Annotated in this window: 21 protein-coding genes; 11 read left to right on the top strand and 10 right to left on the bottom strand. The window is 61.7% G+C overall.

The features are described 5' to 3' along the window. Positions 1-3: 3 nt before the first annotated feature. Complete coding sequence (locus SYN60AY4M2_RS08955; protein ID WP_011431429.1) at positions 4-639, top strand: riboflavin synthase; 636 nt, start codon at positions 4-6, stop codon at positions 637-639. Between the two features lie 26 nt (positions 640-665). Continuing rightward, the gene (locus tag SYN60AY4M2_RS08950; RefSeq protein WP_011431430.1) at positions 666-1,235 is read left to right on the top strand and encodes a shikimate kinase; all 570 of its coding nucleotides are present in this window, start codon (positions 666-668) and stop codon (positions 1,233-1,235) included. Positions 1,236-1,312: 77 nt separating this feature from the next. Here SYN60AY4M2_RS08950 and psbD read toward each other — a convergent pair whose 3' ends face one another. Further along, complete coding sequence (gene psbD / locus SYN60AY4M2_RS08945) at positions 1,313-2,371, bottom strand: photosystem II D2 protein (photosystem q(a) protein) (RefSeq protein ID WP_011431157.1); 1,059 nt, start codon at positions 2,369-2,371, stop codon at positions 1,313-1,315. A gap of 304 nt (positions 2,372-2,675) precedes the next feature. Here psbD and glgA point away from each other — a divergent pair, with 304 nt between their 5' ends. Then, positions 2,676-4,070: a glycogen synthase GlgA gene (glgA, locus tag SYN60AY4M2_RS08940; protein WP_240527885.1), complete on the top strand. Its 1,395-nt coding sequence runs from the start codon at positions 2,676-2,678 to the stop codon at positions 4,068-4,070. Between the two features lie 126 nt (positions 4,071-4,196). Then, positions 4,197-4,814, top strand: coding sequence for a hypothetical protein (locus SYN60AY4M2_RS08935; RefSeq protein ID WP_011431432.1), 618 nt, complete (start codon positions 4,197-4,199; stop codon positions 4,812-4,814). On the opposite strand, the gene rsmD is transcribed toward SYN60AY4M2_RS08935, so the two are convergent. The 4 genes from rsmD to SYN60AY4M2_RS08915 form a co-directional block, all read right to left on the bottom strand. Beyond that, on the bottom strand, positions 4,811-5,362 hold the full coding sequence (gene rsmD, locus SYN60AY4M2_RS08930) for a 16S rRNA (guanine(966)-N(2))-methyltransferase RsmD (RefSeq protein ID WP_011431433.1): 552 nt from the start codon (positions 5,360-5,362) through the stop codon (positions 4,811-4,813). The genes SYN60AY4M2_RS08935 and rsmD overlap by 4 nt on opposite strands. A gap of 5 nt (positions 5,363-5,367) precedes the next feature. Further along, complete coding sequence (locus tag SYN60AY4M2_RS08925; RefSeq protein WP_011431434.1) at positions 5,368-6,258, bottom strand: Sll0314/Alr1548 family TPR repeat-containing protein; 891 nt, start codon at positions 6,256-6,258, stop codon at positions 5,368-5,370. A gap of 60 nt (positions 6,259-6,318) precedes the next feature. Further along, the gene (locus tag SYN60AY4M2_RS08920; RefSeq protein ID WP_228375357.1) at positions 6,319-7,083 is read right to left on the bottom strand and encodes a HEAT repeat domain-containing protein; all 765 of its coding nucleotides are present in this window, start codon (positions 7,081-7,083) and stop codon (positions 6,319-6,321) included. A gap of 515 nt (positions 7,084-7,598) precedes the next feature. Then, positions 7,599-10,010: a DEAD/DEAH box helicase gene (locus tag SYN60AY4M2_RS08915; RefSeq protein ID WP_099812739.1), complete on the bottom strand. Its 2,412-nt coding sequence runs from the start codon at positions 10,008-10,010 to the stop codon at positions 7,599-7,601. A gap of 159 nt (positions 10,011-10,169) precedes the next feature. On the opposite strand from SYN60AY4M2_RS08915, the gene SYN60AY4M2_RS08910 reads away from it, so the two are divergent. From SYN60AY4M2_RS08910 to SYN60AY4M2_RS08900, 3 genes are read left to right on the top strand one after another with little or no spacing between them, the layout of a single operon-like run. Next, positions 10,170-10,805: an aminodeoxychorismate/anthranilate synthase component II gene (locus SYN60AY4M2_RS08910; protein ID WP_099813308.1), complete on the top strand. Its 636-nt coding sequence runs from the start codon at positions 10,170-10,172 to the stop codon at positions 10,803-10,805. Continuing rightward, a complete protein-coding gene (locus SYN60AY4M2_RS08905) occupies positions 10,802-11,590 on the top strand; it encodes an MBL fold metallo-hydrolase (RefSeq protein ID WP_099812738.1) in 789 nt (262 codons plus the stop codon). Before SYN60AY4M2_RS08910 ends, SYN60AY4M2_RS08905 begins: the two co-directional genes overlap by 4 nt. Positions 11,591-11,594: 4 nt before the next feature. Further along, positions 11,595-12,161 (top strand): ankyrin repeat domain-containing protein, encoded by a 567-nt coding sequence (locus tag SYN60AY4M2_RS08900; RefSeq protein ID WP_099812737.1) that lies wholly within the window; start codon positions 11,595-11,597, stop codon positions 12,159-12,161. A 10-nt stretch (positions 12,162-12,171) separates the two neighbouring features. Here SYN60AY4M2_RS08900 and SYN60AY4M2_RS08895 read toward each other — a convergent pair whose 3' ends face one another. After that, on the bottom strand, positions 12,172-13,167 hold the full coding sequence (locus tag SYN60AY4M2_RS08895) for a deoxyhypusine synthase family protein (protein WP_206336824.1): 996 nt from the start codon (positions 13,165-13,167) through the stop codon (positions 12,172-12,174). Positions 13,168-13,291: 124 nt separating this feature from the next. On the opposite strand from SYN60AY4M2_RS08895, the gene bioB reads away from it, so the two are divergent. The 3 genes from bioB to SYN60AY4M2_RS08875 all read left to right on the top strand — a co-directional run bounded on the left by bioB (position 13,292) and on the right by SYN60AY4M2_RS08875 (position 17,075). Then, positions 13,292-14,224, top strand: coding sequence for a biotin synthase BioB (bioB, locus tag SYN60AY4M2_RS08890; protein ID WP_011431441.1), 933 nt, complete (start codon positions 13,292-13,294; stop codon positions 14,222-14,224). Positions 14,225-14,356: 132 nt separating this feature from the next. Further along, entirely contained in the window at positions 14,357-16,438 is a 2,082-nt protein-coding gene (locus SYN60AY4M2_RS08885) for an ATP-binding protein (RefSeq protein ID WP_240527796.1), read from the top strand. A gap of 340 nt (positions 16,439-16,778) precedes the next feature. Further along, on the top strand, positions 16,779-17,075 hold the full coding sequence (locus SYN60AY4M2_RS08875; protein ID WP_099812735.1) for a 2TM domain-containing protein: 297 nt from the start codon (positions 16,779-16,781) through the stop codon (positions 17,073-17,075). Between the two features lie 9 nt (positions 17,076-17,084). Here the strand turns inward: SYN60AY4M2_RS08875 and SYN60AY4M2_RS08870 are convergent, their stop codons facing one another. From SYN60AY4M2_RS08870 to petG, 3 genes are all read right to left on the bottom strand, one after another. Beyond that, positions 17,085-18,122 (bottom strand): hemolysin family protein, encoded by a 1,038-nt coding sequence (locus SYN60AY4M2_RS08870; protein ID WP_099812734.1) that lies wholly within the window; start codon positions 18,120-18,122, stop codon positions 17,085-17,087. Between the two features lie 196 nt (positions 18,123-18,318). Next, a complete protein-coding gene (locus SYN60AY4M2_RS08865) occupies positions 18,319-19,941 on the bottom strand; it encodes a bifunctional pantoate--beta-alanine ligase/(d)CMP kinase (RefSeq protein WP_011431446.1) in 1,623 nt (540 codons plus the stop codon). Between the two features lie 71 nt (positions 19,942-20,012). Then, entirely contained in the window at positions 20,013-20,126 is a 114-nt protein-coding gene (gene petG, locus SYN60AY4M2_RS08860) for a cytochrome b6-f complex subunit V (RefSeq protein ID WP_011431447.1), read from the bottom strand. 222 nt (positions 20,127-20,348) lie between these two features. Between petG and SYN60AY4M2_RS08855 the strand changes: the two genes are divergently transcribed. Beyond that, positions 20,349-21,755, top strand: coding sequence for a 2-succinylbenzoate--CoA ligase (locus SYN60AY4M2_RS08855; protein WP_011431448.1), 1,407 nt, complete (start codon positions 20,349-20,351; stop codon positions 21,753-21,755). On the opposite strand, the gene SYN60AY4M2_RS08850 is transcribed toward SYN60AY4M2_RS08855, so the two are convergent. Further along, positions 21,752-22,333: a DnaJ domain-containing protein gene (locus SYN60AY4M2_RS08850; RefSeq protein ID WP_011431449.1), complete on the bottom strand. Its 582-nt coding sequence runs from the start codon at positions 22,331-22,333 to the stop codon at positions 21,752-21,754. The two genes, SYN60AY4M2_RS08855 and SYN60AY4M2_RS08850, sit on opposite strands and share 4 nt — an antisense overlap. Between the last annotated feature and the right edge of the window lie 101 nt (positions 22,334-22,434).

Below are 22,434 nucleotides of genomic sequence, written 5' to 3'. Positions count from 1 at the left end.
ACTATGTTTACGGGTCTGGTGCGCAGTTTGGGTACAGCTCAGTTGATCTCCTCTTCCCAAATACGGGTTATCTGTCCAGAGCTACAGCCGCAGTTGGCTTATGGCGACAGCGTGGCAGTGGACGGCCTCTGCCTGACGGTGGTGGAGATCCTGCCCGATGGCTTTTTGGCCGATGTCTCGCCGGAAACGCTGCGGCGCTCGGTCTGGGGCCAGGGATCCGGCCCGCGCACCGTTAACCTCGAGCCGTCCCTGCGGGTGGGAGACAAGCTGGGGGGGCATTTCGTCAGCGGCCATATCGATGGGGTGGGACAACTGTGGGAGCAAGCGGCCACCGGCAACGCCTGGGAGCTGAGCTTCAAGGTGCCGGCGGAGATCGGTCGCTACATCGTGCCCAAAGGCAGCGTGGCCGTCAACGGGGTCAGCCTGACCGTTGCCGAGGTGCGCCAGGGGGGCTGCTGGTTCAAGGTGGCGGTGATCCCGCAGACCTACCGCGAGACCAACCTCTCCTTGCTGCAGGTGGGGGATCCGGTGAACGTGGAGGCGGACATGCTGGGCAAGTATGTGGAAAAATTGTTGGGCCTGGCTCCGCCGGAGAGCGGCCTTTCTCTGGAGTTTCTGGCCGAGCACGGATACGTTTAAGTCCCTAGCGGATCTTTGCCCATCTCATGATTCAGCCGGAAGAAGCCGAACGCCTGCGTGGCGTGACCGTCTATTTGATTGGCATGATGGCCAGCGGCAAGTCCACCCTGGGAGCTGAGCTGGCCGCCCAGTTGCGCCGCCCCTTCTTCGATACCGATGCCCTGGTGGAGCAGGTGGCGGGCTGCTCGATTGCCCAGATCTTTGCCGAGCAGGGGGAGGCCCACTTCCGGGAGCTGGAAACCCAGGTGCTGGCTCAGCTCAGCGGCTACACCCGCCTGGTGGTTGCTACGGGGGGCGGCATCGTGCTGCGGCCCAAAAATTGGAGCTACCTGCACCACGGCCTCACCGTTTGGCTGGATGCGGCCCCTGAGCTCATTTGGCAACGCCTAAAGCGGGATCCTGGCCAACGGCCCCTCTTGCAAACCCCCGATCCCCAAGCTGCCCTGCAGAGGCTGATGCAGGAGCGAGAACCCTTCTACGCCCAGGCCGACGTGCGGGTGCCCATCCATTCAGAAGCCAGCCCGTCCCAGTTGGCGGAACAGGTTTGGCAGGCCATTTGCGCCCGCCTGCGAGCCCAGCCGCCTTGCAACCGATAAAAAAAGGGATCCGCAAACCTCTGGGATCCCTAGACTTGCCAGGAGCGGATCCCTGGCAAGGGGCAGGCAACGATTCCTTAGAGCGCGTTGCCGCGGGGCAGGACTTCCTCGGGGAACTCAAAGCGCTCGTGCGGCTGGTCCTGCGGCGCCATCCAGGCCCGAATCCCCTCGTTGAGCAAAATGTTCTTCGTGTAGAACGTCTCAAACTCAGGGTCTTCCGCCGCCCGCGTCTCCTGACTGATAAAGTCATACGCCCGCAGGTTCAGCGCCAACCCCACCACACCAATGCTCGACATCCACAATCCCGTTACCGGCACAAACAACATGAAAAAGTGCAGCCACCGCTTGTTGGAAAACGCTATCCCAAAAATCTGGCTCCAGTAGCGGTTCGCCGTCACCATCGAGTACGTCTCTTCCGCCTGCGTCGGCTCAAATGCCCGGAACGTGCTCGCCGCTTCCCCATCCTTGTAGAGCGTGTTCTCCACCGTCGCCCCATGGATGGCACACAGCAGCGCTCCACCCAACACGCCGGCCACCCCCATCATGTGGAACGGGTTCAGCGTCCAGTTGTGGAACCCCTGGAAAAACAGCAAAAACCGGAAAATCGCCGCCACCCCAAAGCTGGGCGCAAAAAACCAACTGCTCTGCCCCAGCGGGTAAATCAAAAACACGCTCACAAACACGGCAATCGGCGCGCTGAAGGCAATGGCGTTGTAGGGCCGCACCCCCACCAGCCGGGCAATCTCAAACTGCCGCAGCATAAAGCCAATCAGGCCCAGCGCCCCATGGAAGGCCACAAAGGTCCACAGCCCGCCAATCTGGCACCAGCGGGTAAAGTCCCCCTGGGCTTCCGGGCCCCACAGCAGCAGCAGGCTGTGCCCCATGCTGTCGGCGGGGGTGGACACGGCCACCGTCAAAAAGTTGCACCCCTCCAGGTAGGAGCTGGCCAACCCGTGGGTGTACCAAGAGGTTACAAACGTGGTGCCGGTCAGCCAGCCGCCCAGGGCCAAATAGGCGCAAGGAAACAGCAGCAGCCCCGACCAGCCGATAAACACGAATCTGTCGCGCTTGAGCCAGTCGTCGACGATGTCGAACCATCCTCGCTCCTGGCGCGCGCGCCCTACTGCGATGGTCATAGGACAATTTTCTCCAGAAAAAGACAACCAACCAAAAATGCAGTGCAGCACCGCCCCCAGCATTTCTGAGCGGCACCGCCCTTCTATCTTACGAAAAATTAATAAATTGCAACACTTCTCAGGATGAGGCTCTGCCCCAGCTTGGCCGGCACAGGGATCCCTTGTGTTTTAGGATGGGAAGGGTTTTGCCGGGATCCGCTTGCCTCAGCAGGACGAGGGTCATCGCAACACGGAGGGCATTGTGGTGCAAGCCAGGATTTTGTTTGCAGCGGCGGAGGCTGCCCCCATTGCCAAGGTGGGGGGTATGGCGGATGTGGTGGGATCCCTGCCCGTCGTTTTGCGCAAGCTGGGGCAGGATGTGCGCATCATCATGCCCCTGTACGGGTTTCTCTGGGACAAGTTCGGCCCGGAACCGGGGCAATACCCCCGCTCCAAGGATCCCATCTGGTCTAAACAGGTCATGGGGCAGGTGGCCGATATTTACGAAAGCGTTTTGCCCGGCACCGATGTGCCCCTCTACTTGGTCAGCCACTATTGTTTTGCTCCCCACCGCATCTACTACGGCGAGGACGAGTTCTGGCGCTTTACTTTTTTTGCCAACGCCGTGGCTGAATTTGCCTGGACCTACTACCCTTGGAAACCCAACATCATCCACTGCCACGACTGGCACACCGGCATGATCCCGGCCTGGATGCACCAGGCTCCCGATATCGGCACCGTCTTTACCATCCACAACCTGGCCTATCAGGGGCCTTGGCGTTGGCAACTGGAACGCATGACCTGGCTGCCCTGGTATTTTTCCGCCCACAACACCATGGCTGCCGGGATCCTCTACGCCGACCAAGTGAATACGGTTTCGCCCACCTACGCCCTGGAGATCCGCACCAGCCTCCATGGAGAGGGCCTCCAGGATCTGCTGGCCTGGAAAGGGGAGCGCCTGCGGGGGATCCTGAACGGCATCGACACCGAGAAGTTCGATCCCCGCACCGATCCCGCTCTCGAGGCCAACTTCAGCATCGACGACCTCAGCGGCCGGGCGGTGAACAAGGCGGCGCTCCAGTCTCGCTTGGGTTTGACCGTTAACCCCGACGTGTTCTTGATGGGCATGGTAGCGCGTTTGGTGGAACAAAAGGGGATCGATCTGCTTATCCAAACCCTGGATCGCTTTTTGGCCTATAGCGATTCACAATTTGTCTTGCTGGGCAGCGGGGAAGCCTACTACGAGGGGCGGATCCGGGAGATGGCCGAGCGGCACCCGGGCAGAATGGCCTATCAACAGGGTTACCAGCCGCAACTGGCTCAGTTGATCTATGGAGGAGCAGACGTCTTTTTGATGCCCAGCCGCTTTGAGCCCTGTGGCATCAGCCAGATGATCGCCATGCGCTACGGCTGTGTGCCCATTGCCCGCCGCACGGGAGGGCTGGTGGATACGGTCAGCCATCACATTCCCAGCAAGGGGATCGGTACGGGCTACTGCTTTGATCGCTACGAAGCCCTGGACTTCTACACCTGCTTGGCGCGGGCTTGGGAGGCCTTTCAGCACAAAGACACTTGGCAGGCGCTGCAAAAGCGGGGCATGGCCACCGACTTCAGTTGGCAGCGCTCGGCGCTGGAATACCTGCGCCTGTACGAGCTGATTATGAACTTGCCGCTGAGGCCGGAAAAGACCTCCTCTGAGAATCAGCCCGCCCCCACTTAGCTCTACTCCGTCCAAACAGCCAGCCTCCCAGCAACTTCTGGCTGAGGGGATCCCTGAGCTGCGGCGGAGGCACCCAGAGTGAGATAAAGTAGAACGGGTTAACGAGGTTTTGAGGACTGCCTGCCAATGTTCGGACGACGTCCCGCTGTTATTGGCCAAGGTCGGCGCCAAGACGCCACTGTCCAAGGGCTCAACTTTCTGCGCCGTTCTTGGGCGCGGTTGGCTTTCGGCTTGTTGCTTGGCCTTGTCCTGGGCGTCGGCTCGACTCTCTGGGCCACGGCTCAAGAGCTGCCCCCTGGCCAGCAGCTCATTCCCAACCCGCAGCAGTTTCGGGCCCTAGAACAGCCCAACAATGCCCTCAGCGTGTTGCGGGCTGAACAACTGGCCGCCGAAGCCGATGCCGCCATCCAAGCGCAAAACTACGACCGGGCCATCGAGCTGCTGCAACAGGTGTTCAACGCCTACAACCAGCGCTCCAACTACCACCAAGATCTCTCCCGGGCTTTTGCCGGGATCCAAAACCGCATCTCCGAAGAGCAGCGGGAGCTGGCCCGCGTTGCCGCCCAGGCCCGAGATGAGGCTGCCTACGATCTGGCCGTGGTCTATCGGGCTGCCGGGCGCCCCGAGGAGGCCGTAGCCTGGCTGATTCAGGTCATCAAGAGCCAGACCCCAACCCGGGAGCTAGGCACCCAGGCCTACCAGCAGCTTCTGGAGATCGGCTTCGTCAGCACCCCCTTCCCCTAGCGCTCCTCTCCCAGATGCCGGTAGAAAGCCAGCGCTGTTTGCCCGTAGGCCCGCTGGTCAAAGCGCAGCAGGGATCCCACCTGGTCGGGCAGCTCGTGGCTGCTGCGGTGCTCGACGATCAAAGTTCCGCCTGGCTTGAGGAGGGGCGGGATCAGCGGCAGCAGGGGGGCATACAGACCCGCCTCGTAGGGGGGAGCAAAGTAGACGTAATCAAAGGGATCCAAACCCAAGCCTCGGCTGAGCAGCTTGCGGGCATCTCCCTGGATGACCTGGAAAGATTGCCCCGGCTGCGCCACCTTGGCCCAGTTGGCTCGGATGATGCGACAGGCAGGGGCGGCGATCTCGATCCCGGCCACAAAGGCCGCCCCATGGCACAGGGCCTCTGCCCCCACTGTGCCGGCTCCACAGCAGAGATCCAGCCAGCGACAGCCCTCCACCTGCCCCCGCAAGATGTTGAACAGGGCCTGCCTCACCCGCCCAGGGGTGGGTCGAGTGCCCAGGCCGGCAGGGGTCTGCAGCGCTCGTTTGCCGCTGATACGCAGGCCCATTAGTGTTAGGGGGAGGGAGTCGGTGTAGGCAACTGGCCGGTTAACCCGCTGCGCTGGGCGGCACGATCCCGTTCCATCTGGATCTGCTCCACCAAAGCTTCAGGCAACTGGGCAGCAGCCTGCAGGGCTTGGTCGAAAAGGGGAACTGCCTCCCGGTCTTGGCCCTTGGCAACCAAAATTTGCGCCTTGAGGTAGTAGAGCTCAGGGTTGTTGCAGGAAGCAGCAATGGCCCGCTCCACCGCCTCCAGCGCCTCGTCAAAGCGTTTCATATCCCGATAGGCCAGGGCTTGGCCGCGGTAGGACAAATAGTCAGGCGCTGCCAGGCGAAATTGATTCAACGCTTTCTCCCGATAGGTCAGCAGCAAATCCATATAGCCGTTGAGGAGATTCAGCTCTGGGTCGCTGCTGTCCACGGCCTGGGCGGCCCGGATGGACGCAAACAATTGATTGAGGGTGGGCAATGCCTTGGGCAGCCCGATCACCACCCCCTCCCGCACCACAGTGTTGGCCGCCTCCAGCCCATAGCCCACGCCCTCATACAGGTTGCCGCGCAAGGGATCCGTCTTTTTCAGCTCGGCAGCCACTTGTCGGGTTTGGGTGGCCAACTGGGCAAAAGCATCCAGATCCCCCTCCTGGTAGGCCAGCGCCGCCAACAGGGCATAGACCATTGGCTCGTCGGGGGAAGCTTTCTTGGCTATTTCCAGCTTCTCTCGGCTCTGGGTGTAGCGGCCTGCGCAGAAAAACTCCTCAAACGCCGCAGCCACCTCAGGGCTGATGGGGCGGGCATTGGCCCCGCTGCGAAAAGGATCCTGCGCCCAAACCGGCAAGGCGGATCCCCACACCCAACACAGGATCCCTGCGAGCTTGGCCCCTCTGCCGAACTTGTCGCTTCTCATCCCCTGGCCTCAGCACCCACTACGAACTTTTAGCGAATCGACGCGTCCTTGACCTGCTCTTCAGCGCAGCATTTGCGCAATCGCAGCAATGGCTGCGTCCTGAACCAACTCATTGGTCTCGTGGGCCAGGAGAGCGTGCAAGGGATCCAGGGCGCGCGGATCCCCGATTTGGCCGAGGGCGCGGGCTGCCGCCTCCCGCACCGCCGGTTCGCCGTCAGAAAGCTTGGTCAGCAAAGCCGGCACCGCCTCAACTGCACGCATTTGACCCAACTGATAGATGGTTTGCAGTTGGGCCTCAAGAGGGGTTGTCGCAGCTGTAGGAACAGAGCCGTACACAGAGATGCCAGGAGAGTAGCCGTAGGAGCCCCGGCCCGCCATGGCGATGGCCGAAAGGGCCTGCAACGCCTCTAGGGCATGATACCGCTCTGCCTCGTTCATATGCGGCAATTGGGCCACCAGGTTGTCAAAGGCTTGCTGTACAGGGTCAGCAGCCGCAGCCTGTTGGACAATGCGAGCAAGGTTTTGGTCGGCCCGCATCTGTTGCCAAGACTGGAGCATCGCCAAGCCGGCAACCACCAAAGCAGCATCGGCCAAAACAGCCAGCAGTGCCATCCCGCCCCAAATCTTGCTGCGACGGCTGAGCTTTCGCATCTGCTTATCCAGGTAGACGAAAGCCTGGTGCTGCCGCTCCCAAAAGTCAGGGGCCACCTGCAGAGTTTGGGCGCTCAGATCAGGAGACAGAAGGTTTTCCTCGCGGGCCACCTCCAAGCTTTGCAGCCTCTGGTTTAGGCGAGAAAAGTGTTTCGTCCAGAGCCAAGTAAACATCAGATCCCATCCTCTCTCCGAGCCTGCCAATGGAGCCAAATCTCCCTGACACAGCAATCTAGGGACTCGTGCTTGCATCCGTTAAGCGACAGGATAACAAAAGCCTCGGCCCCCCACCACCCGCTCTCGAGCGAAAAAGCGCAGCGCGGAAGCAAGCCATGGCTGCGGTGAAGCGCTCGGTGGTGACCCCCCCATAGACAGCCGCCCGCACCTTAGGCAGGCGGGAGCATAATCCGCTCCGAAAGACCTAGGAACACCGGGTACTGAGCACAGCCGAGCACCGTTCAGCGCTGCATCGAGATCGTCATCCTTCTCTAAGCGATCTTTCTGGCAACGAAGCAATTTTCGGCCCGGCGGCATTTCCCGCCGGAGCAGCATCGCGTTTGCGCCAGCAGACTGTGGGCCCTACGCAGTTGGCTGGACGGACAAAACAACCTGTCTTGTCCACTTCCAGTTCCCCAAACAGAGGATTCCCAGGGGCAACCGAATCCTGGCAGATTCCTTACAATCTACGCTCAGATCAGCTCGCTTACCGGGAAGCGATCCAGCAGTTTTTGGGCTTCGCGAGCGTTTTCCCGCAACTCGGCTGGCAGATGGGGTATGTAGGGAATCTGGGAGAGCAAATCCAGCGTGCGGCGAATCAGGCGCACAATATCCCCAGCATCCAGGTTGGTGCTGGCCTCTAGCTGTTCCCAAGGGATCCCTTGCGCCCAGTGTTCCACGATCCCGGCCAAGCCAGGCTCAAACCCAATCGGCACGTGAAACACCTGGTGTTGCCGCTGGCTGCGGAACAGTTGCCGCCGCAAGCCTCGTAAGCCATGCAGCACATCCTCGACTAGCCCGGAAGTACGCAGCCGGCTGTAGGTACCCGAACGGGGAGGCTCGGCCACCAGGGCAGCGATCACCCCAGCGAAGTGATGGGGAGCACAGCCTAGACATTCGCCAGATAGCAAAGCCAGCGCCAGCCAGAGCTCGTTATCTCCCCGCAGAGCGGCTACCACCTCTCCGCTGGCGGTAGGTTGATACTCCCGCAAACAGTCGAACTCCTGCAACACCCCCACCAAGGCCATAAATTGCTGCCAGCGCAACTCCTGTACCGAGTCGCTTTGCCGCTCCAGGTGCTGCAGACGCTTGCGCAGGCGCTGGCGCTTTTCCTGTAAACCCAGCAGCTTTTTCCCAACCCTGTGGGCAGGGTTGACGCGGATGCGGGCTTCTAGGGCGCGGATTTTCTCCTCTTGGGCTTGGATGTGGGGAAAGGCCAATAGGCGCAGGGTGGGATCCGGCTCGGCTTCTCGCTGTTTGAGCAGGTAGCGCAAAAGGCGCCGCTCTTCCCGCCGTTGCGCCTGCATTTTCTCGTAGCGGGCGATATCTTCGTCGGAAATCCCCTCCAGGAGGCGGTCAATTTCCTCCAGCTCGGCGCGAGTGCGCTGGAGCTCCTGTTGTTCGGGCAGCTTTTGCAGCGAGAGCAAATACTGGCCAAAGCTGCGGTTGATGAGATCCCGCGCCGCCTCCAGAGAATGCTTTTGCAGCAGGTTCAGCACCATGCCATAGGTGGGAGTAAACTGGCTCACCAGGGGATCTGCTCCTGCCGTGGCCAGCCGCGCCGCCTCTTGCGCCCCTTCAAAGGGAGATTGCAAGGTCACCACATGCCCGATCACATCTTTGCCCCGTCGTCCGGCCCGGCCCGACATTTGCATAAACTCAGAGGCAGTCAGGAGGCGATGGCCGTCGTCGGTGCGCTTGGAGAGGGAGGAAATCACCGTCGTGCGGGCGGGCATGTTGATCCCGGCAGCCAGCGTCTCGGTGGCAAAAACTAGCTTCACCAGCCCCTGCTGAAACAGGTGCTCGACCAGGCCCTTCCAGGCGGGCAACAGGCCGGCATGGTGGGCGGCAATCCCCCGGTAGAGGGCATCCAGTTGATCCCGGCGCACTGCCTCTGGCATTTCCTGGCAGAAACGGTCGATCTGCTCGGCCAACTGCCGCCGCTCTTCTTCAGAGCTAATTAAGTCCAAGTTTCCCAAACTGGCCACCGCCAGGTCACAGCCCTTGCGGCTGAAGATGAAATAGATGGCCGGCAGCATATCCCGTCGGCGCAGGTTTTCCACCACCTGGGCCATATCCGGTACTTCTCCGTAGGGAGCCTGGCCTGACTTGGAGGGCTTGCTTCTCAGGCGGCGATTGCAAACCCACTGGCCTGACTCGGTTTGCTCCAGCAGGGGGAACAGCCCTTTGCGATTGGCAAAGTGAAATTGCAGCGGCACTGGGCGATGGCTGGAATCGACCAGTCGCGTGGGGCCATGCACCTGGTTCATCCAGTCGGTAAGCTGGTCGCTGTTGGCCAGGGTGGCCGAGAGGGCAACAAGCTGGATGTGGGCAGGGCAGTAGATAATTGCCTCTTCCCAGACAGTGCCCCGCTGTTGGTCGTTCATGTAGTGGCATTCGTCCAGGATCACCGCCTGCACGTCCCGCAAGGGATCCCGGCTTAGAGCCTCCGCCTCTTCCCACGCATCCCTCTCGCTGCCGTAGGGCCCGCGCTGGACAGCCAGAGAGAGCGGCGTGCCGTAGAGCATATTGCGGAAGATCTCGGTGGTCATCACCAAGATCGGCGCTTCCCGGTTGATGGAGATGTCGCCGGTGAGGAGGCCAACCCGCTCCGGGCCGAATTGCTGGCTGAAATCGCGAAACTTTTGGTTGGAAAGAGCCTTCAGAGGGGTTGTGTAGAAAACCCGCTTGCCTTGGGACAAGGCCCGGTGGATGGCATACTCTCCAATCAGGGTCTTGCCGGATCCTGTAGGCGCACAGACCACCACCGATTCCCCAGCGGCCAGAGCTTGAATCGCTTGGATCTGAAACTCATCCAGCTCAAAAGGGAAAAGCCTGCGCAACTCGTCCAGCAAGTCGGTCGCCGGAGAGAGAAGCAAGTTCATGGGATCTGAAAAATCAAAAACAACCTAAAAGCTAGCCACCTTGCTGCTGCTTGTGTGCTATACCTCCCAGGATACAAGCTTGACTTGGGTGTTGGCTCCGGGTTGCGGGCCCTGAAGCCTGGGCAATGCTAAAATGGGGTGCCGTTGCCGGGTACCATCGTGCTGGTTGTTATCGACAACTACGACAGCTTCACCTACAACCTGGTGCAATACCTGGGGGAGCTAGGCGCAGGGGTACGAGTTTTTCGCAATGACGAGATTTCAGTGGCCCAGCTGCGCCAGATGCGTCCCCAGGCGGTTGTCATTTCTCCAGGGCCAGGACGGCCCGAAGATGCCGGCATCTCGCTGGAGTTGATCCGCGAGCTGGGGCCGGAGCTGCCGATTTTGGGCGTCTGTCTGGGTCACCAGTGCATTGGACAGGTCTACGGCGGTCGGATCGTGCGCGCACCTGAGCTGATGCACGGCAAGACTTCCCTCATCTATCATCGAGGGGTGGGAGTGTTTGAGGGGCTGAGCCAGCCTTTTGTTGCAACCCGCTACCACAGCTTGGTGATTGAGGCTTCCACCTGTCCTGACGAACTAGAGGTGACGGCCCAAACTCAGGACGGCATCATTATGGGGATCCGCCACCGCCGCTATCTTCATGTACAGGGCGTGCAGTTCCACCCGGAGAGCATTTTGACCGCGGAGGGCAAACGCCTGCTGAGCAACTTCCTGCGCTTGGCCCAGATCCCTACCTCGGGATTGCTCCAGCCGGCGGCTGCCGGGGTTGTGTCAAGGATCCCCACCCGATGAAGCGTCGCCAACTTTTGCAAGCCAGCGCCAGCTTGCTGGGATCCCTTGCCGCAGGGGGTCAATGGGCAAGGGCGCAAACTGATCCTTCTCCAGGGGGATCCCTGGAGTTTACCCCCGGCTCCAGCGCCCAGGGCCTGCAGCTGACCTGGCTGCACCACAGTTGCGTTTTGTTTGAGGGGGAGGGCAAGCGCTTTCTGGTCAACCCCTTCCGCCCGGCGGGCTGTACAGCCGGCTACCCTGCTCCCAGCGTTGCTGCCGATCTGGTGCTGCTCAGCAGCCGTCTCCTGGACGAAGGGGCTTTGGACGTGGTGCCGGGCAACCCCAGGGTGCTGTTTCAGCCGGGGGACTACTTCATCGACGGGATCCGCGTGCAGGGGGTGCGCATGCCGCGGGGCCCCCGCTTTGGCCTCAACGTGGGCTGGCGCTGGCGCATGGCCGGGATCGACATTGTCCATTTGGGAGGGGCACTGCAGCCCATTGGCCGGGAACAGTCCATCCTGCTGGCTCGCCCTGACCTGTTGCTGGTGCCGGTGGGGGGTGGGCCGAAAAACTACGATCCCGCCGCGGCCAAGGCGGCCATCGAAGCGCTGCAGCCCAAGTTGGTCATCCCGACTATGTACCGCACCGCCGCCGCCGAGGAGTCCCAGTGCGAGCTGCAGCCTCTAGAAGCGTTTTTGCGCCTCTTTCCCGCCGCTGCCGCGCAACCTGCCCTCAGCAACCCCTTGCTGCTCTCGGCCCAGGCCCTGCCCAGCCAAGGGATCGCCATCCTGTTCTTTGAGGAGTAGGGCCATGAGGCGCAGGCGGTGGGCTGTAGGTGTCGGGTTGGGATCCCTGCTGCTAGGCGGTCTGGGGCTCTATGGGTACAGCTTGCCGGCAGATCCCCAGGCTCTGGCCACTGCCAACCCGCTGCGGCTGCAGTTGGCCCTCTGGCTGGGGAAAGACGCCAACGCCGTTGAGGAGCGGGGCAAGACGGCTCTGTTCTTCGTAGAAAGCGGCCTCAACACCCGCCTTTTGCTGGCTGCCGGGGCGGATCCCAATCAACTAGACCATGGGGGAGCTAGCCCACTGCACCAAGCCGCTCGCCTGGGCAACCCTGAGGTTACGAAAGCCCTGCTCCAGGGAGGGGCGGAGGTGAACGCTCGTTTTGGCGCCGGTGGCCTTCCCCTGCATTTTGCCGCTTGGTCCGGCAACCCCGAGGTCGTTCGGCTGCTGCTGGAACATGGCTCCGAGATCGACGAGCCGGACGGCTACGGCCTCACGCCCCTGCGCATCGCCCAGGATCTGCGCCGCTGGGAAGCTGCAACCCTGTTGTCCCGCTGGCCCCGCTCCGCCTCAACCGACGGGCATACAGATTGATTCCCCTTCTCTACCACCCCAGCACCCAGGCGAAGATCAAAGGCGCCACGATGGTGGCATCCGACTCGATGACAAATTTGGGGGTGTCGATCCCCAATTTGCCCCAGGTGATCTTCTCATTGGGCACTGCCCCCGAGTAGGAACCGTAGCTGGTGGTGGAGTCGCTGATCTGGCAGAAATAGCCCCACAGGGGTACGCCCTGGCGACCCAGATCTTGATGGAGCATGGGCACCACACAAATGGGGAAATCCCCAGCAATGCCGCCGCCAATTTGAAAGAAGCCAATGGAGCACTCCGCCGAGGTGTGCGTGTACCAGTCCGCCAGGTGGATCATGTACTCGATCCCTGTGCGGACGGTATGCACATTGCGGATCTCACCCGTGATGCAGTGGGCGGCATACATGTTGCCGGTGGTGGAGTCCTCCCATCCCGGCACATAGATGGGCAAGTCGGCCTCCATGGCCGCATAGACCCAAGAATCCCGCGGATTGATCTGGTAGTAGGGCTCCAGCCGGCCGCTGCGCAGGATGCGGTAGATGAACTCGTGCGGGAAGTAGCGCTCCCCCGCCTGATCGGCAGCCGTCCACTCTTCCAGCAGAGCTTTTTCCAGGCGCCGCATCGCCTCTTCTTCGGGAATGCAGGTATCGGTTACCCGGTTCAGGTGCCGCTCCAGCAGCTCCTGCTCCTGCTGCGGGCTGAGATCGCGGTAGTGGGGCACCCGCTCGTAGAAGTCGTGGGCGATGAGGTTAAAGATGTCTTCCTCCAGGTTGGCGCCGGTGCAGGAGATGGCGTGCACCTTGTTCTGCCGAATCATCTCGGCCAGAGAAAGGCCCAGCTCTGCCGTGCTCATGGCGCCGGCCAGGGTCACCATCATCTTGCCGCCTTTCTCCAGGTGAGCAGCGTAGCCCTTGGCGGCATCCACCAGGGCGGCGGCGTTGAAGTGGCGAAAGTGATGCTTAAGAAATTGGCTGATAGGACCTTTGGCCACTGCTTCTGCGGTTATCATGGTTGGGTTTCTAAGCAAGGCGGGTTCGCCTTCCCAAGGCACAGACTTCGTATCATAGCCAAACCTAAGAGCGCTGGCAAGCTTTTAGGGATCCCTTCAACCTTTTGTTTTGGACATTGCCGGCATGGCCATTGCTCTAGAGTACGTTCGCGAGATCTACTATCGGCCGCTGCTGCAGTTGGTGTACGAGGCGCAAACGGTGCATCGGCAGCACCATCCGCCTGGCCGGGTTCAACTCTGCGCCCTGGTCAACATCAAGTCGGGCCGCTGCCCGGAAGACTGCGCCTATTGCCCCCAAAGCGCCCGCTACTCGACAGGGATCGAGACCTACCCCTTGATCTCGCTGGAGTCGCTGCGTCAGCAGGCCATGGCCGCCCAAAGGGCCGGCGCCACCCGGCTGTGTATGGGCGCTGCCTGGCGGTCGGCCCCGGCAGGGGAGGCGTTCGAGCGGGTGTTGGAGATGGTGCGCCTGGTGCGCAAGCTGGGGATGGAAGCCTGTGTCACCCTGGGGATGGTGTCGGCTGCCCAGGCGCAGCAATTGGCGGCGGCGGGTCTGACGGCCTACAACCACAATCTGGACACCTCGCCGGCGTTCTACCCCCGCATCATCACGACGCGCACCTATCGGGATCGCCTGGAGACACTGGCCCATGTGGCGGCAGCCGGCCTGCAGATCTGCTGTGGCGGCATTGTCGGCCTTGGGGAAAGCGACGAAGACCGCATCGGCCTGCTGCACGTTCTGGCCAACCTGACGCCGCCCCCCACTTCAGTGCCCATCAACGCTTTGGTTCCCGTGGCCGGCACGCCCCTAGGCCAGCTTCCCCCGCCCGATCCGCTGCTGCTGGTGCGCACCATCGCCACGGCCCGCCTGCTGCTGCCCACCGCCCAGATCCGGCTCTCGGCAGGGCGAAAAAACCTGTCCGAGAGCGAGCAGGCGTTGTGCTTCTTGGCGGGGGCCAACTCCATCTTCACCGGGGAAAGGTTGCTGACCACGCCCAATCCGGGCCAGGCTGCCGATGCGGCTTTGCTCGAGAAGCTGGGCCTGCAACCTCTGTAGAGGCATCTCCCCTTGCCCTTTCGGGATCCCTGCTTGTAACAATCTTTGCAGAAAATCGAACCCTCTTAACCCTGTCGGCAGCCATGCCAGAATGGTGGCGACAGTGTTCTTCAGGGTTGTCACGTCGGGTTCATGTCTCCTGTCAGCACTGCCGAGCCCCTTGCCGAAGTCCAATCCCCTGAGGCGGCTGCTGCTTCTCCTCCCCAGCCCTTGCCGGAGGAGACTGGGGAGCCGTCAAGGGGGGGGTTCTTTTGGGGATCCCTGCGGCGCTGGTGGTCTCGCTGGAAACAAAAGCTGCGCCTGGAGACCCAGTTGCTCTTTGTGGCCACGCTGGTGGTCTCGCTGGTGGTGAGCAGCTTCACCTTCTGGGCCGTCAGCACCGTGCAGCAGGATGCGCGCTTTAACGAAGCCCGCTTTGGCCGGGATCTGGGGCTGCTGTTGGCGGCCAATGTCGCCCCCCTGATCGCAGAAGATCGCATTGGCGAAGTGGCCCAGCTGTCGCGGCAATATTTTGAGAGCACCAGCAGCATTCGCTATTTGCTCTATGCCGACCCGGAGGGGAACATCTACTACGGGATCCCGTTTTCCAACCAGGAGGTGAAAACCTCCCTCAGCCTTACCCGTCGCATCCAACTGCCGGACAACCGCCCGCCTGCCGAGGGTCAGCCGCTGGTGCGCACCCACCTCACCCCTGCCGGGCGGGTGACGGACATTTTTGTCGGCATCTATCATCAGGGCCGCTTTTTGGGCACCCTCGGCCTTGGCATCAACCCCAACCCCGCCCTCGTGCGCTCGACGCAACTGGCGCGGGAGGTCGCGATTGGAGTGTTCTTGGCGGTGTGGGTTCTGGCCATCCTGGGAGCCGTGGTCAACGCCCTCACCATTACTTACCCCATCAAAGCACTGGTCAAGGGCGTCCAGGAGATCACCAAGGGCAACTTCAAGCAGCGCATCGACCTGCCCTTTGGGGGAGAGCTGGCCCAGCTCATCGACAGCTTTAACGAGATGGCGGAGCGGCTGCAGAGCTACGAGGAGCAGAACATCGAAGAACTGGCCGCCGCCAAGGCCAAGCTGGAGACTTTGGTTTTCTCCATCGTCGATGCCGCCATTTTGCTGGACGCTGAGTTTCGCGTACTCTTGCTCAACCCGGCGGCTTCCCGCATGTTCGGCTGGGAGGGCGAGCCTGTTTTGGGCAAGCCCTTGCCGGAGCTGTTGCCCGAGGATCTGCGGCAGCAGTTGGCCCGCCCCCTGATGCAAATTGCCCGCGGGGATCAAGAGGCAGAGGAAATTCGCGTCAACCTCAGCGGCCCCACCAAGCGCGTCATCCGCATCCTGCTGTCGCCGGTGTCGGATCCGCGGCGGCAAAACCTCAAGGGGATCGTGATGACGGTGCAGGACATCACCCGCGAGGTGGAGCTCAACGAGGCCAAGGCCCAGTTCATCAGCAACATCAGCCACGAGCTGCGCACCCCACTCTTTAGCATCAAGTCCTTCATCGAGACCCTCTACGAGTACGGCGAGCAGATGTCGCCAGAGGAGCGGCTGGACTATCTGGAAATTGCCAACCGCGAAACCGATCGCCTCACCCGCCTGGTCAACGATGTGTTGGATTTGTCCCGTCTGGAGTCGGGGAAACAGTACCACTTCGAGGCTGTCGATATTGCAGCGGTGATCGAGCAAACCCTGCGCACCCACCACCTGCAAGCCCGCGACAAAGGGATCCAGTTGCGCAAATTCGTTGATCCCGATCTGCCTTTGGTGTGGGGCAACTACGATCTGCTCTTGCAGGTGATGACCAATCTCCTGGGCAATGCCCTCAAGTTCACCCCCTCAGGGGGCCTGGTGACAGTACATGCCCACCTGGTGGTTCAGGCGGATGGATCCCCGCAGGCAGTGCGGGTGGCGGTGGCCGATACGGGCATCGGCATTGCCCCGGAGGATCAGGAGCGGATCTTCGACCGCTTTTTCCGGGTGGAGAACCGCGTCCACACCCTGGAGGGCACCGGCCTGGGCCTGGCCATCGTGCGCAACATCCTGGAGAAACACCACACCCGCATCTGCCTGGAAAGCAAGCTGGAACAGGGATCCACCTTCTGGTTCGACCTGCACCTCTACACCGAAAACGGGCCGCTGGAGTTTGCCGCCCAGCCAGGCGAAACGGATCCCCCCAGTTGCCGCTGGCGGGAGGACTCCCGTCACACCCATCAATCTTGAGGAGCAGAAATGGACAGCCTACCGGCAATTTTTTGGGATTGGGCCTCAGCGCTGCCTGCGGCTTTCGCATTTTTGTGCCGCTGTTGGTGATGAACCTGGCAGCTCGCTCCGGGCATCTGCCGTTGGCTCCCGATCTGCAGTGGATTGGGTCGGAAGAGGCGCTGTCGGTTTTTGCGGTGGCTACCTTTTTCGAGGTTGCTGCCTACTGTGTACCCTGGGTGGATAACCTGCTGGACGTGGTGGCAACGCCGGTGGCGGTAGCGGCCGGGATCCTGGTGATGTCGGCGGCAAGGGATCCCTCTACACTGGAGAAGGTTTTGAGTTGTGAGGGGTTGCTGCCATGCCGCCTCGCTGGCCCCGGAAGCCCTCCCGTCGGGATCCTGAGTTTCGCAAGCTGGATGACCGCTACACCTACGCGGCGCATCTGGCTGTTTTTCTCTGCAGCGCGTCGGGGCTGGTGTTTTTCCAGCAGCTGTATCGGGCGGATTGGCCGTGGCTGCTGCCGCTGTTGGGCGGGTGGGGCCTAGGCCTGGGGATCCACAGCTTCTGGATCTTTTTTGTGGCCCGCTATCCTGCCGATCCGGGTTTGGTGGAGCTCCCCCCCGAAGCCAACGAAGACTCTGCAGAAGCCGGCTAGCGGCCTCCTTCAAGGGGAGCCAGAAGAGAAGAGGCGCTGTCGTCGTTGCCGCTGCAGCAGCAGGGGGGAAAGGTCGCTCTCGTCGTAGATATCCCCCACCAGCTCTTCCAAAATGTCCTCCAGCGTAATGAGGCCGGTGGTGCCGCCAAACTCATCCACCACGATCCCCAGGTGTTGGCGGGAGCGCAGCATCTCTTTGAGCAGCAGGCTGACGCGCTTGGTCTCGGGCACAAAAAAAGGCGGGGACATGGCCTTGGTCACCTCGGCATTGCCCTTTTGCTCCAGGTAGCGCAGGGCCTGCTTGAGGTGGATGACGCCGACGATCTCGTCCTTGGATTCCCCCTGCACGGGGATGCGGGAGTAGCCCGTCTCCAGGCAGAGCTTCACCACATCCTGCAGCGTTTTGTCGTGGGAAATGGTCTCCATTTTTACCCTTGGCTTGGCCACATCCCCAGCCTGGAGCAAATCCAACGCCAGCGCCCCGCGAAACAGGCGCCGTTTTTGCCAATCCAGTAGCCCTCGCTGCCCCAGCACATCGATCAACAGCTCCAAATCCTTGAGGGAAGCGGTGGCTGTCAGCGGCGAGAGCTCCAACAGGTTGAACAGTCTCCTGACAACCCACTCAGAGGCAGCGGTAAAAGGGCGCAGCAGCACCGAGAGGACATGGACAGGCCGCACCACCCAGCGGAACACTGCCAGCGGATGGCTCACCGCCAAAGACTTGGGCGCCACTTCCCCCACCAGGAGCACCAGGATCGTGGTGGGCACGGTGGCGGCCAAAGCTCCAAACTGGGATCCCAGCAGCTCAATAGAGATGGTGGTGGCCAGGGCGGCAATGCCGATGTTGACAAAGTTGTTCACCAACAACAGGGTGGTGATCATCCGTGAGCGCTGTTGTTGAGCCAGTCGATAGAGGCCTTGCGGATCCCCTTGTTCTTCGATCAGGGACTCCAAGCGCAGGTTGTCCATAGCCGTGATGGCGGTTTCCGCTCCGGAGCAGGCCCCTGAGAGGAGAAGCAGAAAAGCCAGGAGGAGGACATTACCCATAGTGCTCGCGGCTACCCAGAGCCGGATACGAGTGATTTGGGCCGAGGGGGAGCAGGGCAGGCCAGTATCTCTTCGTCAACAGGATTCCTACCTTAGCGGTTCTGGCCAAGCGCATCGCCCCCCCAAGGCTCAACACCTCAGAATTGAATTGGCCCCATCTCGCAAGCTTGAGAAAATCTTCAGGGTTCAGATAACTTCAGATAATATCGAAATGGGCTGCCCCGGATCGCTCCAAAAGCTGCCGGTACAGCCTCACAATTTTGTCTTCCACCTCAGCTTGGCTCAGGTGATCCGTGTCGATCAGAATGGCATCGGGGGCAGGCCGCAAGGGAGAGATAAGCCGCTCGCTGTCGCGGCGATCCCGCTGCTCGATCTGAGCTTTTAACTCTTCGAGGGACACCACTTGTCCTTGGGCTTGCAGTTGGTGTTGCCGGCGCTGGGCCCGCTCCCCCACCGAGGCGGTCAAAAAGACTTTCAGCTCGGCATCAGGAAAAACATGGGTGCCGATATCTCGCCCCTCCAGGACGGCCCCCCCATCCCGTCCAATGAGGCGTTGCCGCTTCACCAGCTCCTGCCGTACCCCCGGCACTGCCGCCACCTGAGAAACCCAGCGGGTCACCTCTGGGGAACGAATGGCCTGGGTAACTTCCTCACCGTCGGCCCAGATGCGGGTGGGTTCGTCGGCCGAGGGGCCACTTTGTAGGGTTAGTTGGGTTTGGGCAGCCAGTTGGGTCAGTTGCTCGGCGTCGTCCAACGGGATCCCCCGCTGCAGCGCCAGCCAGGTGATGGCCCGGTACATCGCCCCCGTATCCAGGTACAAGAGCTGCAGTTGAGCGGCCACTGCCCGCGCTACGCTGGACTTCCCGGCCCCTGCCGGGCCGTCGATGGCAATCAGCGGGCGACGCCCCCTTTTCGGGGAAGGAGGCACTGCACTCTGCTGTTCTTGGGGCAAGGGATCCACCCCTTCCGGGGAAAGGAGCAGGTTGTCGATGAGGCGAGTTTGCCCTACATAGGCGGCGATGGCCAGTAGCCCCTTATCTTTCACCTCCGATAGGGGCTGGAGGGTTTGCGGATCCACCAATTCCAGATATTGCACGCGCAGCTCGGGGGTGCGCTCCAGCTCAGCACGGGCGGCGGCCAGGATCCCTTCGGCGGAGGGATCCCCGGCTTGCCAGTGGTCGTAACCTCGGCGCAGGGCGCGGTACAGGCTGGCGGCCACCTGCCGCTCCACTGCCGAAAGGTAGCGGTTGCGGGAGCTGTAGGCAAGGCCGTCGGCTTCTCGCACGGTGGGGCAAGGGACAATGGTGGTGGGAATTTGCAGATCTTGAACCAGCCGCTGGATAATTGCCAGTTGCTGGGCATCCTTTTGGCCAAAATAGGCCCGCTGCGGCTGCACCAGGTTTAGCAGTTGCAGCACAATGGTGGCCACGCCGCGAAAATGCCCCGGTCGGTGGGGGGCGCAGAGGGTCTGCAAAAGGGACTCAGGAGGCATGACCCAGGTGCGATCGCCGGCAGTGGCCGGGTCGGCCCCCATCTCCTGCGGGTCGGGGGCAAACACCACATCCACGCCCGCGGCTTCACACAGAGCCCGATCCCCTTCCTCGTCGCGGGGGTAGCGATCCCAGTCTTCGTTGGGGCCAAATTGGAGGGGGTTGACAAAGATGCTGACCACCGTGTGGTCACACTCTTGGCGGCAGCGGCGAATTAGGCTGAGATGTCCTTCGTGCAGGGATCCCATCGTTGGCACCAGGCCTATGGTAGATCCCCGCCAGCTCGCTACCTGCTCCCGCAAAGCCGCCACCGTGCGCAGCCACTGCATCGCCATGCCACCTCACCTGCTGAGCCACTCTCTTGCCGACGGTTTGGTGCCAGCTTTTTCCTCCCTGGCTTTCACAGACCCATCTTATTGCCGCGCTGATACTGTCTGTAGGCGGCCACAAACAGGCCTGCCAAGGTAACCAGCACCATCCCCAAAACGATCCCCAGCAAAATTGGCTCGATCACAACCTAGGCCTCCTACTTCAAACCTAGATCATGATAAGCCAAGCCCAAACTCTTCCTCACCTTGCCCGGGGGGATCCCTGCCAAAAGTCAAAACAACGAAGGTACAGGGGACGCCCCCAATTGCCTCGGTGGAGGGTCAAGTCTCCACGGCTATGGCTTGCTCTTTGATCGCTTTGATCGCTTCGTTGAACCTGCAACTGTCCCGCCCGAACTTGCCGAAAGATGTTTCCCAACCACAACTGCTCTCCCGCTTTGAAGGAGTGTCTGGCTGGGCTGGAAGAGCAACTGCGCCCTCTGGCAGACAAGGCCGTTCCCCTGTTGGTGGCAGACTCGGATCCGCTGCAAGTGTGGGCTGCCGTTTTGGCCTGCCAACACCTGGGGATCCCCCTCTTCTTGGCCAATCCCCACTGGGGAGGACGAGAGTGGGGGCAGGCTCTGGCCAGCCTGGGATCCGCTTGGCGCTGGCGGCGAGGGCAGTTGCAGGAGGGTTCTGCCTCCTCCCACCCCCCTCTGCAGCATTGGCAACAGATCCTACCCAGCGCCGATTGGCCAGTAATCGGGATCCCTACCGGTGGCTCCGGCGGCCAGGTGAAATGGGCAGTGCACTCCTGGCGTACCCTCAGCGCCTCTGCCAGAGCCCACCAGCAGCACTTCAGCGTGGATTGCGTCCATAGCTATTGTGTCCTGCCCCTGTACCACGTCAGCGGCCTGATGCAAGCTGTTCGTTCCTGGCTGAGCGGCGGCCAGTGGATTGTCTGGGATTGGAAACGACAGCAGCAGGCCGAGGCCTGGGATCCGCCTTTGCCGGGCAGCTTTCTGTCGCTGGTGCCCACACAGTTGCAGCGGCTGTTGCTCAACGCCCAGCCGGGAGTCTTGGAGAGCCTGCGCCAGTTTCGAGCCATTCTGGTTGGCGGCGGCCCCACCTGGCCCAGTTTGCGGCAACAGGCCCGGCAACTGCACCTGCCCTTGGCCCTCACCTATGGCATGACCGAAAGCGCCTCCCAGGTGTGTACGCTCCTGCCGGAAGCCTTTTTGCAGGGGAGCGATAGCCTGGGGCGGCCCCTGCCCCACGCCACCCTGGAGATCCGCGGCGAAGCAGGGGATCCCTTGCCCGCCCAGACGGCGGGCCACATCCACGTGTGGGCGGAATCCCTGGCGCTGGGCTACTACCCTTTGGCGAGGGAGGCTGATGGCCTGGGCAAGTGGCAACAGCGGGGCTTCACCCCTGGAGATTGGGGCTATCTGGACTCAGACGGCTATCTCTACTGGCTGGGCCGCGCCGACGACCTGATCCTGACCGGCGGGGAAAAGGTGATGGCGGCCGAGGTAGAAGGGGAGATCCGGGCCAGCGGCTGGGTGGAGGATGTGTGCGTGCTCGGCCTGCCCGACGGCGAGTGGGGCCAGCAGGTGGTGGCGGTGGCCGTGCCCAAGGCTGGGATCCCTGCCCTCCCCGTAGAGCTGGAGAGGCACCTAAAGCAACACCTGAGCCAACAACTGAGCCCCTTCAAGCACCCTAAGCAATGGCTATGGTGTGCCGGGATCCCGCGCAACGCCCAGGGCAAAGTCAGCCGCCAACAGCTGCGGCAGTGGGCGGCCCAGCAGTTGAGACTGGCAACGCCAGGCAGCTAGCCGGATCCCTCCCGGATGCCCAGACGGGCCAAGTCTCGCCAGATTTCAAAGGCCAACTCGCGGTTGTGTGGCTCTGTGGCCAAAGCTTTTCTCAAGTAAGCCTCTGCCTGCTGGTAGCGACCCTCGCAGATTAAATGATTGCCGAAGCGCTGATAGGCCAAAGCCAAGATGTGGATGGCTTCCTTGGAGTTGGGAAACCGCTTCAGCAGCGCCTCCGCCAGAGCCACTGCCGTGGGCAACTTACGCTCGCGCCAAGCCGCCTTGACGCGGGCAATCCCTGCCTCAAGGGATTCCCGAGCCGGTGGTTCTGCTGAGATGGAGCCTGACCCAGTGGTGCGTACAACCACGCGCCTTTCCCCCCTCACAGAACTGGGTGGAGAGTGTCGTTGGGCGTCGTAGCGCCGCCGCTCTTCAGGGTTGCTCAGCACTTGGTAGGCCTGGTAGATCTGCTCAAATCGTTCTCGGGATCCCTCTCCTGCCACATCGGGGTGAAACTGCCGCGCCAACCGGCGAAAGGCTCGCTTGATATCTTCGCTGTTCGCTTGGGGAGAGAGGTTCAGGATTGCATAGTAGTCCATGAGCGGCAGCAGAAGAGAGGGTGAGGGGCTGCTGAACCTGGGCGAAGAGTCAGCTCTGGCTCGGAGCTACGCCGATCATGCCATGCCAACCTGGGCTGAAC

It is taken from the genome of Synechococcus sp. 60AY4M2 (assembly GCF_002760375.1).
Lineage (GTDB): Bacteria > Cyanobacteriota > Cyanobacteriia > Thermostichales > Thermostichaceae > Thermostichus.
The sequence above is the reverse complement of the archived record's forward strand: the minus strand, read 5'-3'. Positions and strand labels throughout refer to the sequence as shown.

Bases quoted from the DNA above. Each gene is read 5' to 3' on its own strand.
- SYN60AY4M2_RS08955 (WP_011431429.1), top strand. From the start codon at position 4: ATGTTTACGGGTCTGGTGCGCAGTTTGGGTACAGCTCAGTTGATCTCC.
- SYN60AY4M2_RS08950 (WP_011431430.1), top strand. From the start codon at position 666: ATGATTCAGCCGGAAGAAGCCGAACGCCTGCGTGGCGTGACCGTCTAT.
- psbD (WP_011431157.1), bottom strand. From the start codon at position 2,371: ATGACCATCGCAGTAGGGCGCGCGCGCCAGGAGCGAGGATGGTTCGAC.
- glgA (WP_240527885.1), top strand. From the start codon at position 2,676: ATGGCGGATGTGGTGGGATCCCTGCCCGTCGTTTTGCGCAAGCTGGGG.
- SYN60AY4M2_RS08935 (WP_011431432.1), top strand. From the start codon at position 4,197: ATGTTCGGACGACGTCCCGCTGTTATTGGCCAAGGTCGGCGCCAAGAC.
- rsmD (WP_011431433.1), bottom strand. From the start codon at position 5,362: ATGGGCCTGCGTATCAGCGGCAAACGAGCGCTGCAGACCCCTGCCGGC.
- SYN60AY4M2_RS08925 (WP_011431434.1), bottom strand. From the start codon at position 6,258: ATGAGAAGCGACAAGTTCGGCAGAGGGGCCAAGCTCGCAGGGATCCTG.
- SYN60AY4M2_RS08920 (WP_228375357.1), bottom strand. From the start codon at position 7,083: ATGTTTACTTGGCTCTGGACGAAACACTTTTCTCGCCTAAACCAGAGG.
- SYN60AY4M2_RS08915 (WP_099812739.1), bottom strand. From the start codon at position 10,010: ATGAACTTGCTTCTCTCTCCGGCGACCGACTTGCTGGACGAGTTGCGC.
- SYN60AY4M2_RS08905 (WP_099812738.1), top strand. From the start codon at position 10,802: ATGAAGCGTCGCCAACTTTTGCAAGCCAGCGCCAGCTTGCTGGGATCC.
- SYN60AY4M2_RS08900 (WP_099812737.1), top strand. From the start codon at position 11,595: ATGAGGCGCAGGCGGTGGGCTGTAGGTGTCGGGTTGGGATCCCTGCTG.
- SYN60AY4M2_RS08895 (WP_206336824.1), bottom strand. From the start codon at position 13,167: ATGATAACCGCAGAAGCAGTGGCCAAAGGTCCTATCAGCCAATTTCTT.
- bioB (WP_011431441.1), top strand. From the start codon at position 13,292: ATGGCCATTGCTCTAGAGTACGTTCGCGAGATCTACTATCGGCCGCTG.
- SYN60AY4M2_RS08885 (WP_240527796.1), top strand. From the start codon at position 14,357: ATGTCTCCTGTCAGCACTGCCGAGCCCCTTGCCGAAGTCCAATCCCCT.
- SYN60AY4M2_RS08875 (WP_099812735.1), top strand. From the start codon at position 16,779: ATGCCGCCTCGCTGGCCCCGGAAGCCCTCCCGTCGGGATCCTGAGTTT.
- SYN60AY4M2_RS08870 (WP_099812734.1), bottom strand. From the start codon at position 18,122: ATGGGTAATGTCCTCCTCCTGGCTTTTCTGCTTCTCCTCTCAGGGGCC.
- SYN60AY4M2_RS08865 (WP_011431446.1), bottom strand. From the start codon at position 19,941: ATGCAGTGGCTGCGCACGGTGGCGGCTTTGCGGGAGCAGGTAGCGAGC.
- SYN60AY4M2_RS08855 (WP_011431448.1), top strand. From the start codon at position 20,349: ATGTTTCCCAACCACAACTGCTCTCCCGCTTTGAAGGAGTGTCTGGCT.
- SYN60AY4M2_RS08850 (WP_011431449.1), bottom strand. From the start codon at position 22,333: ATGGACTACTATGCAATCCTGAACCTCTCTCCCCAAGCGAACAGCGAA.